The sequence below is a fragment of the Micromonospora humi genome (assembly GCF_900090105.1).
In the GTDB taxonomy this organism is placed as follows: Bacteria; Actinomycetota; Actinomycetes; order Mycobacteriales; family Micromonosporaceae; genus Micromonospora; species Micromonospora humi.
Window position 1 is genome coordinate 1 of the sequence record NZ_FMDM01000019.1, and the last position, 12,359, is coordinate 12,359.

At 76.3% G+C, this 12,359-nt stretch carries 6 protein-coding genes; 4 read left to right on the forward strand and 2 right to left on the reverse strand.

Features of this window, described 5'->3' with window-relative positions; genetic code table 11:
* Positions 1–72: 72 nt before the first annotated feature.
* The gene (locus GA0070213_RS27495; RefSeq protein ID WP_091070958.1) at positions 73–426 is read right to left on the reverse strand and encodes a hypothetical protein; all 354 of its coding nucleotides are present in this window, start codon (positions 424–426) and stop codon (positions 73–75) included.
* Between the two features lie 178 nt (positions 427–604).
* Between GA0070213_RS27495 and GA0070213_RS27500 the strand changes: the two genes are divergently transcribed.
* Together GA0070213_RS27500 and GA0070213_RS27505 are read left to right on the forward strand one after the other, a co-directional pair.
* Positions 605–5,404: an Lhr family helicase gene (locus GA0070213_RS27500; RefSeq protein ID WP_091070961.1), complete on the forward strand. Its 4,800-nt coding sequence runs from the start codon at positions 605–607 to the stop codon at positions 5,402–5,404.
* An 89-nt stretch (positions 5,405–5,493) separates the two neighbouring features.
* Positions 5,494–6,282 carry an SAM hydrolase/SAM-dependent halogenase family protein gene (locus GA0070213_RS27505; protein ID WP_139128737.1) on the forward strand — a complete coding sequence of 263 codons (789 nt, stop codon included), beginning with the start codon at positions 5,494–5,496 and terminating at the stop codon, positions 6,280–6,282.
* A gap of 92 nt (positions 6,283–6,374) precedes the next feature.
* Here GA0070213_RS27505 and GA0070213_RS27510 read toward each other — a convergent pair whose 3' ends face one another.
* Entirely contained in the window at positions 6,375–7,622 is a 1,248-nt protein-coding gene (locus GA0070213_RS27510) for a hypothetical protein (RefSeq protein ID WP_091070966.1), read from the reverse strand.
* A gap of 107 nt (positions 7,623–7,729) precedes the next feature.
* On the opposite strand from GA0070213_RS27510, the gene GA0070213_RS27515 reads away from it, so the two are divergent.
* Positions 7,730–8,521 carry a DNA-formamidopyrimidine glycosylase family protein gene (locus tag GA0070213_RS27515; RefSeq protein ID WP_139128738.1) on the forward strand — a complete coding sequence of 264 codons (792 nt, stop codon included), beginning with the start codon at positions 7,730–7,732 and terminating at the stop codon, positions 8,519–8,521.
* A gap of 170 nt (positions 8,522–8,691) precedes the next feature.
* Positions 8,692–12,354: a fibronectin type III domain-containing protein gene (locus GA0070213_RS27520; RefSeq protein WP_091070968.1), complete on the forward strand. Its 3,663-nt coding sequence runs from the start codon at positions 8,692–8,694 to the stop codon at positions 12,352–12,354.
* The last annotated feature ends 5 nt before the right edge of the window (positions 12,355–12,359 follow it).

The window sequence follows — 12,359 nt, forward strand, 5'->3', positions numbered from 1 at the left end:
GGTGTCGCGCCGGGGGCCGTGGGGGCGTCAGGGCCGGAGGTGTCGCGCCGGGGGCCGTGGGGCGTCAGGTCGTCAGTGGAGGGGGGCGGGATCGCGGCGGGCGGCCGCGGCGGGGTGGGAGGTGGCGAGTTGACGGGCGGTGCGGTCGACCACGCGCTGCGCGTCGGCGAGGGAGCGAACCGGCAGCCGGGCGTCGCGGCTCTCCCGGCGCAGGACGAAGTAGTGCACCGCGGCGCGGACCAACGCCCGGTCGGCGGCGCTGGAGCGCGCGGTGGCGACGACCAGCTCGCGCAGGCGCCGGGCCAGTTCCTCGGCCAACTCCAGCTCCGTGCCGTGCAGACCGGTGCGGAGCGTGGCGAGCCGGCTGTCGACCTTGCGGATGAGCACGTCGGTGCCGAGCCTGAAGCCTCGCTCCTCAACGGTCATCCACGCCTCCAGCCGCGCCGCGTTGCGGGTGAAGTTACTTTATGTTGCACGGTACAAGCAAGCAGTTAAGTAAGACTTAACGGATTAAAGCCTCTATTCGCCATGTCAATTGCTCGGGCAGGACGGAACCGCCACGGCGCCGGGCCGGATGTCACACCGGCGCGGCAGGATTGGTGACGTGGCGGACGAGGTGACCCCGGCGAGCGGGGGGCAGGCGGAATTCGGCGCGGCGACCCGGGAGTGGTTCACCGCGGCGTTCGCCGCGCCCACACCCGCCCAGGAGGGCGCGTGGCGCTCGGTCGTCGCCGGCCGCAACGCCCTGGTGGTCGCCCCGACCGGCTCCGGCAAGACGCTCGCGGCGTTCCTCTGGTCACTCGACCGGCTGGGCAAGGAGGCACCGCCGGCCGACCCCCGACGGCGCTGCCGGGTGCTCTACGTCAGCCCGCTCAAGGCCCTCGCCGTCGACGTGGAGCGCAACCTGCGCACCCCGCTCATCGGCATCCGCCAGGCCGCCACCCGGCTCGGTCTCGTCCCGCCCGACATCACCGTCGGCATGCGCACCGGCGACACCCCGGCCGACGAGCGGCGAGCCTTCGCCCGCACCCCGCCGGACGTCCTCATCACCACGCCCGAGTCGCTGTTCCTGCTGCTCACCTCCGCCGCCCGCGACTCCCTGCGCGGGGTGGACACGGTGATCGTCGACGAGGTGCACGCGGTGGCCGGCACCAAACGCGGCGCGCACCTGGCGCTCTCCCTGGAACGCCTCGACGCGCTGCTCGACCGGCCCGCCCAGCGGATCGGGCTCTCCGCCACGGTGCGCCCGATCGACGTCTGCGCCCGCTTCCTGGGCGGCGCGCGCCCGGTCGACGTGGTGCAGCCCGCGGCCGACAAGACCATCGAGGTCAGCGTCCAGGTCCCGGTGGAGGACATGACCCGCCTCGACGAGCAGGAGCCCCCGGAGGACGAGCTGGGCGGGCTCGGTCCGCGCCGGCCGTCGATCTGGCCGGCCGTCGAGGAACGGGTGCTCGCGCTGATCCGTGCGCACCGGTCCACCATCGTCTTCACCAACTCCCGACGCGGCGCCGAACGCCTCTGCGCGCGCCTCAACGAGCTGGCCGCCGAGGAGGCCGAGGCGACGGCCGCCACGGAGGCCGCCCGCATGGCCCGGGGCGGGGACCCGGTGCGCGTATCCGATCTCCTGCCCGGCCGCGACGGCCCGCCGGCCGGCGACGACGGCCCGGCGACCGACGACGACCCGGCGAACCACGACGGCCCGGCGACCGGCGCCGGCACGACTGACGGCACCAGGTCGGCGACCCGCGACGCGGCGGGCCCGGGCGGGCGGCGCGGCGCGGACGCGTTCGGTGGGCCGGTGGGGCCGGTGCGCGCGCCCCGGCAGCCGGCCGAGGTGATGGCGCAGTCCGGCGCGGCGGCCGGCGCGCCGACGGTGATCGCCCGGGCGCATCACGGCAGCGTCTCCCGGGAGGAGCGCAAGCACATCGAGGAGGCGCTGAAGTCCGGGCAGCTGCCCGCCGTGGTCGCCACCTCCAGCCTGGAGCTGGGCATCGACATGGGCGCGGTCGACCTGGTGGTGCAGATCGAGGCGCCGCCGAGTGTCGCGGCCGGGCTGCAACGGGTGGGCCGGGCCGGGCACCAGGTGGGCGCCGTCTCCCGAGGGGTGGTCTTCCCCAAGCACCGCGGCGACCTGCTCTCCTGCACCGTGGTCGCCGAGCGGATGGGGGTGGGCGCGATCGAGGAGCTGCACTACCCGCGCAACCCGCTCGACGTGCTGGCCCAGCAGATCGTCGCCATGGTGGCGCTGGAGCCGTGGCCGCTCGGCGACCTGGCCGTGCTGGTCCGCCGGGCGGCGCCCTTCGCCGAGCTGCCCGACTCGGCGCTGCACGCGGTGCTCGACATGCTCTCCGGCCGCTACCCGTCCACCGCCTTCGCCGAGCTGCGCCCCCGGCTGGTCTGGGACCGGGCGACCGACGTGCTGACCGGCCGGCCCGGCGCCCAGCGACTCGCCGTCACCAGCGGCGGCACCATCCCCGACCGGGGCCTCTTCGGGGTCTTCCTGGCCGGCGCCGAGCGGGCCGCCCGGGTCGGCGAGCTGGACGAGGAGATGGTCTACGAGTCCCGGGTCGGCGACGTGTTCCTGCTCGGCTCGTCGTCCTGGCGGATCGAGGAGATCACCCCCGACCGGGTGCTGGTCTCCCCCGCTCCCGGCCAGGCCGCGCGGATGCCGTTCTGGAAGGGCGACCAGCTCGGCCGACCGGTCGAACTGGGTCGGGCGATCGGCGCAAGGGTCCGGGCGCTGCTGCGGCAGTCCGACGCCGACGCGGTGGCGGCGTTGCGCGCCGGCGGGCTGGACGACTGGGCGGCCGGCAACCTGATGAACTACCTGCGCGAGCAGAAGGCGGCCACCCGTTCGCTGCCCGACGACCGCACGGTGGTGGTCGAACGGTTCCGCGACGAGCTGGGCGACTGGCGGCTCGCCGTGCACTCGGTGCTCGGCGCGCGGGTCAACGGGCCGTGGGCGCTCGCCATCGGCCGCCGGCTGGCCGAACGCTACGGCGTGGACGCCCAGGTCATGCCCTCCGACGACGGCATCGTGGTCCGGCTGCCGGACACCGCCGACTCCCCACCCGGCGCCGACGTGGTGGTCTTCGAGCCGGACGAGATCGCCCAGCTGGTCGAGGAGTCGGTCGGCACGTCGGCGCTGTTCGCCTCCCGGTTCCGCGAGTGCGCGGCCCGGTCGCTGCTGCTGCCCCGCCGCGACCCGCGCCGCCGGCAGCCGCTGTGGCAGCAGCGCCAGCGCGCCGCGCAACTGCTCGACGTGGCCCGCGAGTACGCCGACTTCCCGGTCACCCTGGAGGCCGCCCGGGAGTGCCTGCAGGACGTCTTCGACCAGCCGGCCCTGGCCGAGCTGATGCGCGACCTCGCCGCCCGCAAGGTGCGCCTGGTCGAGGTCGAGTCGGAACGCCCGTCGCCGTTCGCCCGGTCGCTGCTCTTCGGCTATGTCGGCGCGTTCCTCTACGAGGGCGACGCGCCCCTGGCCGAACGGCGGGCCGCCGCGCTGGCGCTCGACTCCGGGCTGCTCGGCGAGTTGCTCGGCCGGGTCGACCTGCGGGAGCTGCTCGACCCGGCGGTGCTCGCCGAGACCGAACGCCAACTGCGCTGGCGCACCGAGCAGCGGCGGCCCCGCGACGCCGAGGACGTGGTCGAGCTGCTCCGGGTGGTCGGTGACCTGAGCACCGCCGAGCTGGCCGAGCGGGGGGTGCCGGAGGCCTGGACCGAGGAGCTGGCGGCGACCCGCCGCGTGCTGCGGCTCCGGATCGCCGGCGAGGAGCGCTGGGTGATCGTCGAGGACGCGGCCCGGCTGCGTGACGCGCTCGGGGTGGCGCTGCCGGTCGGGGTGGCCGAGGCCTACCTGGCGCCGGTGGCCGATCCGCTCGGCGACCTGGTCGCCCGCTACGCGCGCACCCACGGCCCGTTCGCGGCGGCGACCTGCGCGGCCCGGTTCGGGCTCGGGGTGTTCGTGGTCGAGCAGGCGCTGCGCCGGCTCGCGGCGAACGGGCGGGTGGTCTCCGGCGAGTTCGCGCCGGACAGCGTGGGCACGCAGTGGTGCGACGCCGAGGTGCTGCGCCTGCTGCGCCGCCGTTCCCTGGCGGCGCTGCGCCGGGAGATCGAGCCGGTGCCGCCCCGGGCGCTGGCCGCGTTCCTGCCCCGCTGGCAGCAGGTCGGCTCGTCGGCCCGGGGCGTCGAGGCGGTCGCCGCCACCGTCGAGCAGGTGCAGGGCGTGACCGTGCCGGCGTCCGCGCTGGAGCGGCTGGTGCTGCCGGCCCGGGTCGCCGACTACTCGCCCGCCCAGCTCGACGAGCTGTGCGCGAGCGGCGAGCTGGTCTGGGCCGGCGCGGGGGCGATCTCCGGCGGCGACGGGTGGGTGACGCTGGCGTACGCCGACGTGGCGCCGCTGCTGCTGCCGCCGCCGGACGAGGCGCTGACGCTCACCCCGCCGCACGAGGCGGTGCTCGACGCGCTCGCCGGCGGGCAGGCGCTCTTCTTCCGCGCGCTCTCCGACCGGGTCGGCGCCACCGACGACGCCGCCCTGTCGGCCGTGGTGTGGGATCTGGTCTGGGCCGGGCACCTGACGAACGACACGCTGGCGCCGCTGCGCGCCGCGTTGGGCGCCGGCGGGGCGCACCGGTCCCGGCCGTCGGCCCCGCGGACCCGCTACCGCCGCCCCGGCCGGGTGGCGCTGCCCAGCCGCGGTGGCCCGCCGACGATGGCCGGCCGCTGGTCCCGGTTGCCCGAGCGTGACCTCGACCCGACCCGCCGGGCCGCCGCCCTGGCCGACCTGCTGCTGGAGCGGCACGGCGTGGTGACCCGGGGCGCGGTGATGGCCGAGCAGGTGACCGGCGGTTTCGCCGCGGTCTACCCGGTGCTGTCCGCGCTGGAGGAGCGCGGGGCGGCCCGGCGCGGCTACTTCGTCGAGGGCCTGGGCGCGGCCCAGTTCGCGGTGCCCGGTGCGGTCGACCGGATCCGCGCCCTGGCCGACCCGGCCGACGGGGGCCGCGGCGGCGGCGGGCCGACCGTGGTGCTGGCCGCCACCGACCCGGCGAACCCGTACGGCGCCGCGCTGCCCTGGCCGGAGCGGGTGGTCGACTCGGGTGACGGCGCGGCCCCGGCCACCGGTCACCGGGCCGGGCGGAAGGCGGGTGCGTTGGTGGTTCTCGTCGGCGGCGACCTGGTGCTCTACGTCGAGCGGGGCGGGCGGACGATCCTGTCGTTCACCGACGACGTGGACGCGCTGGGCGCGGCGGGCAAGGCGCTGGCCGACGCGGTGCACTCCGGCGCGTTGGGCGCGATCTCGGTGGAGCGCGCCGACGGCGAGGCGGTGCACTCCTCGCCGCTGCGCGACGCGCTCACCGCCGCCGGCTTCCGGCCCACCCCTCGCGGCCTGCGCCTACGCGGCTGACTCACCTCGACCGGCTCGACCGTGAGATCTTGGTCGGTGATGGCCGTTCATACCTGGATCTCGCACCCTGTGGAGGACGGATGGTCGGGATGCACGCACCGCCCTGCGTCTCGCTGACCACGGACTACGGGCTCGCCGACGGGTTCGTGGCGGCCTGTCACGGGGTGCTCGCCCGGCTCGCGCCCGCCGCCCGGGTGATCGACGTGACGCACCTGGTGCCGCCCGCCGACGTCCGCCGGGGCGCGGCGGTGCTGGCGCAGACCGTGGCGTACCTGCCGGTCGGGGTGCACGTCGCGGTGGTCGACCCGGGGGTCGGCACCGAGCGGCGCGGGATCGCGCTGGCCACGCCCGGCGGGCTGCTGGTCGGGCCGGACAACGGGCTGCTCCTGCCGGCCGCCGAGGCGCTCGGCGGGGTGACCCACGCGGTGGCGCTGACCGACCCGGAGTGGTGGCTGGCGCCGACCGTCTCCCGCACCTTCCACGGGCGGGACGTGTTCGCGCCGGTGGCGGCCCGGTTGGCGCTCGGCGCGCCGCTGGCCGGGGCGGGGCCGGTGGTCGACCCGGCGACTCTGGTCCGGCTGCCGGAGCCGGTGGTCCGCGCCGACGCCGCCGGCTTCACCGCCGAGGTGTTGACCGTCGACCACTTCGGCAACGTCCAGCTCGCCGCGCCCGGCGCCCTGCTCGACGGGCTGCCCGCCCGGGTACGGGTGGCTGGCCGCGACGCCGTGCACGGCCACACGTTCGGCGACGCCGCCCCGGGCGGCCTGGTGGTCTACGTCGACTCGGCCGGCCTGGTGGCCGTGGCGGTGCCCACCGGCCGCGCCGTCGACGTCCTCACCGTCTCCCCCGGCGACCTGGTCACCGTCACATCCCCCTGACCCCCCCGATCTTGCAGTTCCTGCCCCGGCGAAAGCCACGAAAGCCGCAACGGACGGGCACGAACTGCAAGATCAACGGAAGGGGTGGAGGGTCAGCAGCGGGGGAGGGTGTCGGCGGAGATCGTGGACAGGTACGCGTGGCTGACGTAGAAGCCGCCCGTCAGCCGGTACCACCGGGTGGTGGTGCGGTACGGGCCGGCGATCCGCTGCCCGGTCACGTGGCACTCGATCGGCACCTGCGCGTACGTGGCGGCCAGGCCCCGGCTCGGGTAGGACGTGCCGGCCCCGCTGCGCAGGTTCAGCGGCCCGGAGCCGACGACCCCGCGCGGCCCGCCGGCCGTCCAGAGCAGCGTCACGGTGACCCACGCGTTGTCGGTGAGCCGCAGCCCGTCCCAGAACGTGCCGTCGGCCAGGTCGAGGCCGGCCGGGTTGCGCACGGTCCGACCGAACTGGTCCCGCCCGCCGTTGTAGCCGCTCTGGTAGGCGGCCTGCGCCTCGGGCAGCCCCTGCGGCAGGTCCCGCCAGTTCTCCCGGACCGTCGGCGGGTTCCACCAGTCGTCCCGGGTGTTCCACGGGCCGACGTCCCAGACCGGCGCGTACTCGCAGCGACTGCCGCTGGTGGTGCAGACCTTGACCGTGTAGTCGCCGGTCCCGCGCGGGGAGAGGCCACGCCGGGTGGGCAGCGCCGCGAAGTGGTCGCGGACGCCGACGGTGTGCCCGTTGGCGGTGACGCCGCCGACCAGGCCGATCCGGGTCGCGTACACCCGGTAGGTGCGTGCGACGGCCGGCGGGGCCGCGGTGGGGGCGGCCCGGTCGGCGGCGAGGGTCAGCCCGGTCACGGTCGCCTCGGCGGCGGCGTCCGGTGTGGTCAGCACGACCCGGGCCTGCACCCGGGTGACCGGTTGGTCGAAGACCGCCTCGGCGGCGTCGCGCCACTCGGTCCAGCGGCCGGACCGCCAGCCGCGCACCTGCGCCGTCGCCGTGCCGCCGTCGCGGGCACGGGCGGCGAGCCGGGCGCGTACCCGGGTGGCGGGTCGGTCCAGCAGGCGCGGCGCGGTGAGCAGGATGCCCTCGGCGACCGGGCCGGCCGCGGCGGCCGGGCGGGTACGGGCGGTGGGGCGGGTGTCGGCCAGCCGCAGGCGACCGGATCGCCAGGTGACGTTGACGTCGTCGCCGCCGGCGACGGCGAGGGCGGCGGACCAGCGCTCGGCGTCGGGCGCGGCGGCGCCCGACGGTGCGCCGGCGGCCGGTGGCGCGGCCGACGCGGGGGTGCCGGGCACGCCGGCGGTCAGGGTGAGCAGGGCGGTCAGAGCGATCAGGGTACGGCGGACACGGGCCATGGGATTCTCCTCAGAACCCCCTGATCCTTGCGGTCAACCGGATGAATGGGAACATAGGTCCAAATAGCGAAACATGCGAATTTCGTTCGGTCGGGGAGAATGGTGGCGTGCCCGAAGGTGACACCGTCTGGAACACCGCCCGCGTCCTGCACCGCGCGCTGGCCGGCGCCCGGCTCACCGGGTCGGACTTCCGCGTGCCGCAGCTCGCCACCACCGACCTGACCGGCTGGACCGTCCGCGAGTCGGCCAGCCGGGGCAAACACCTGCTGCTGCGCCTCGACGGCCCGGCCGGCGAGGAGCGGACGCTGCACTCGCATCTGCGGATGGACGGCGCCTGGCGGGCGTACGCGCCGGGCGAACGGTGGACGGCCCGGCCGGCCCACCTGATCCGGGTGGTGCTCCGCTCGGCCGGCGCGGTGGCGGTCGGCTACCACCTGCACGAGTTGGCGCTGATCCCGACCGCCGAGGAGAGTTCACTGGTCGGGCACCTCGGCCCGGACCTGCTCGGCCCGGACTGGGATCCGGACGAGGCGGTCCGCCGGCTGGCCGCGCACCCGGAGCAGAGCATCGGCGAGGCGCTGCTCGACCAACGCAACCTGGCCGGGGTGGGCAACCTGTACAAGTGCGAGGTGCTCTTCCTGCGCGGGGTGTCGCCGTGGACGCCGGTGCGGGCGGTGCCCGACCTGGCCGGCACCGTCACGCTGGCCCAGCGGCTGCTGGCGGCCAACCGGGGCCGCTGGACGCAGAGCACCACCGGGGTGTTGCGCCGGGGCGGGACGAGCTACGTCTACGGCCGGCGGGCGCAGCCGTGCCGGCGCTGCGGGACCGCGATCCGCAAGGAGGAGCTGGGCGAGCGGGTCACCTACTGGTGCCCGGTCTGCCAGCCGGAACGCGACTGACGTGGAACTTCCACGAACCATCTAAGATCACCTGAGATACGGACGATTGGGTAATTCCCTCCCACGCCCTCGGTGTCGCATGCTGCGGTGGACCGCTCACCGATCGTCAGCAGCGCGTACGCCCGCCACGCCGGGGTGACGGCCGCCGCGCCCCGATCCCGGGGAGAGCCATGGTGCTGTTCCGCAGACTCCGGCCGGGCCGGCCGGACCGGGCCGCCACGGTCGCCGAGGAGACCGCGCCCACCGTTCCCACCGCCCGCGCCGCCGACCAGGAGCCGACGACGCCCGCCGCGCCGGTGATGCCGGCCGAGTCGGGCGGGCCCGCGGCGCCGGCCGAGCCGGCCAGCCTGGACCCGGCCGCCGTACCGCGCCTGTTCGGGCCGGTGCCGAACACCGCCGGGAGTCCGCTGCCCACGCTCGACCCGGACGGCCGGCCGGTGCCCGGCACCGGCATCCGCAAGTTCGTCGACCCGCTGCCGCTGCCCGGCCGGCCGCCCACCGCCGGGCTCGGCGCCCGGCTGCCGGTCGCGGTGCCGGACACCATCACCTGGCCGGGCTGCGACTACTACGAGATCGGCCTCCAGGAGTACGCGCAGCGCCTGCACCGGGACCTGCCGGCCACCCGCCTGCGCGGCTACCGCCAGCTCAACCTCGGCACCGACGCGGCCGGCCACAACACGGTGAGCCCGCCCGACCGGCCCTGGCACCTCGGCCCGATGATCGTGGCCAGGCGGGGTCGACCGGTGCGGGTCAAGTTCATCAACCAGCTCCCCACCGGCCGGGCCGGCGAGCTGTTCCTGCCGGTCGACGAGACGGTCGACGGGGCCGGCGCCGGACCGCTGGACGGGCCGGCACCGTACCCCCAGAACCGGGCGGTGCCACACCTGGCCGGCGCGCGGACCGGATGGATCAGCGCCGGCAACCCGTGGCAGTGGGTGACCCCGGCCGGCGAGATCACCCCGTACCCGATCGGGGTGGGCGTGACGCCGGTGCCGGACATGCCGGCCCCCGGCGCGGGCGCCACCACGCTCTACTTCCCGAACGACCAGAGCGGCCGGCTGATGTGGCTGCACGACAACACGCTCGGCCTGTCCCGGCTCACCGTCTATTCCGGACAACTCGCCCTCTACCTGCTCACCGACCCGGCCGAGGAGCGGCTCGTCGACGACGGCGTGCTGCCCGCCGACCAGCTCCCGCTGGTGATCGAGGACAAGACGTTCGTACCCGACGACGCCCAACTCGCCGCCCAGGACCCGACCTGGGACCGGGAGCGCTGGGGCGCCAAGGGCAGCCTCTGGCACCCGCACGTCTACCAGCCCCGGCAGAACCCGTACCGGCTCAGCGGCACCAACCCGACCGGTCGCTGGGACTACGGGCCGTGGGCGCACGACCCGGACGGCGGGGCGAGCCCCTGGGTGGCCCCGGTGCCCAACCCGCACCACGACCCGGTCACCGACCCGGACGAGCCGCCGCTGGTGCCGGGCGTGCCGCACCCGTCGGCGGTCCCCGAGGCGTACGGGGACACCCCGCTGGTCAACGGCGTGGCCTACCCCTACCTGGAGGTCGCCCCGCGGGCGTACCGGTTCCGGATCCTGAACGCCTGCCCGGACCGGGCGCTCAACCTCCAGCTCTACCGGGCCGCCTCGGACGCGCCGATGTGGGCGCCGGACGGCGGCCCGGGTGACCCGCGCGCCGGTGAGGTGCCGATGGTCGAGGCGGTCCGGACGGCCGGACGGCCGGCGTACTGGCCGGTCGACGGGCGCGACGGCGGCGTGCCCGACCCGGCCGCGGCCGGGCCGGAGCTGATCCAGATCGGCAACGAGGGCGGCCTGCTGCCGGCCCCGGTGGTGCTGGCCAACCGGCCGGTCGACTACCGGTACGACAGGCAGGACGCGACGGTGCTCAACGTGGACGGACACGCGCTGCTGCTCGCCCCCGGCGAGCGCGCCGACGTGCTGGTGGACTTCTCGACCGTGCCGCCGGGCACCACGCTGATCCTCTACAACGACTGCCCGGCCCCGCTGCCCCGGTTCGACCCGCGCCACGACCACCACACCGGCGCACCGGACCGCACCGCCTCGGGCGGCCTGCCGCCGGCGCGCCCCGGCTACGGCCCGAACACCCGGACGCTGCTCCAGATCCGGGTCACCGGCACCCCGGCGGCCCGGTACGACCTGCGGCGGCTCGCCGCCCACCTGCCCGGCGCGTACGCGCGGAGCCAGCCGCCGCCGATCGTGCCGCAACCGGCGTACGACCCGGCGTTCGGCACCCGCACCGCCGCCCCGACCCTCGTCCCGGCGCGGGCCACCTCGGTCACGTTCACCCCGGCCGGCGGGTCCGCCCCGGTGACGCTGCCGCTGGCGGTGAAGGCGGTCGGGCAGGTGTTCGAGCCCCGGCACGGCCGGGCGGTGGGGCGGCTCGGCGTCGCCCACCCGGTCGGCGGTCCGCTCGCCCCGGCCGTCCTGCCGCTCGGCCCGACCGAGCCGGCCACCGAGGTGCTGTTCGTGACCGACCCGGCCGTGCCGGTGGGCGCGCCGGCGGACGGCACCCAGCTGTGGCGGATCGTCGGCGACGCGGACCGCACCCACCCGGTGCACGTCGAGGGCTGCGACGTGCAACTGGTCAACCGGGTCGGCCGGGACGGCACGCTCCGGCCGCCGGATCCGGGCGAGCTGGGGTGGAAGGACACCGTCCGGGTCAACCCCCGGGAGGACGTGATCGTGGCGCTGCGCCCCGTCCCGCCCAGCCTGCCGTTCACGATCGGCGACAGCGTACGGCTGCTCGACCCGAGCCGGCCGGCCGGCGCCCGCCTGGATGCCGGCGGCGTCAGCCCGGTCGACGGCCGGCCCACGGTGGTGGTCAACCAGGTGGTCAACCTGGGCTGGGAGTACCGCTGGCAGACCCGCTCGGCGGGGCTGCGCGACCAGGGCATGAGCCGACCGCTGGTGCTGCGGGTGACGCCCCGGGCGCCGACCGGGCTGACCGCCACCCCGGCCCCGGGCTCGGCCACCGCGCTGCCCGCCATCGCGTTGACCTGGACCGGCAACGGCAGCCGCCCGCCGGCCACCAGCCACCGGCTGCAACGCGCCACGGACAGCACCTTCACCACCGGCCTCACCGAGATCACCGTGGCCGCCACCGCCACCCGCTACACGGACGCGACGGTGACACCCGGCGTCACCTACCACTACCGGATCCGGGCCGAGAACGCGGTGAGCTGCTCGGCCTGGTCGAACAGCGCGCCGGCCTCGGTGCGGCTGACCGCGCCGGCCCGGTTGACCGCGTCGGTGCCGCCGGCCGCGCCCGCGCGGGTGGCGTTGCGCTGGGTGAACCACTCCTTCGCCACCGGCGTGGACGTGCAGCGGGCCACCAACCCGACGTTCACCAGCGGGCCGGGCACCACGGCGATCGCGGTCGGCGAGAACCACCTGGACCCGGCCGTCGCCCCGGACACCACGTACTACTACCGGGTACGCACGACGTACCTGGGTGCGGCGTCACCCTGGTCGACGGTGGCCACGGTGACCATTCCGCCCCGGCCGGCCGCGCCCGCCGGGGTGTCCGCCACCGCCGGCACGCCGTCGACGGACACGGCCACGGTGACGCTGAGCTGGTCGGCGGAGACCCCCGCCGGGCCGGGCGCCGGGTTCGTGGTGCAGCGCGCCGCCGACGCGAGCTTCACCCGGGAGCCGGCCGTCTTCCGGGTGACCGGCCGCGGCTTCACCAACACCGGCCTGGCCCGCGGCACGACCTACCACTACCGGGTACGCGCGACGAACGTCGTCGGCACCTCGCCCTGGACTCCCCCGATCCCGGTCACCACGCCGGACTGACCGGG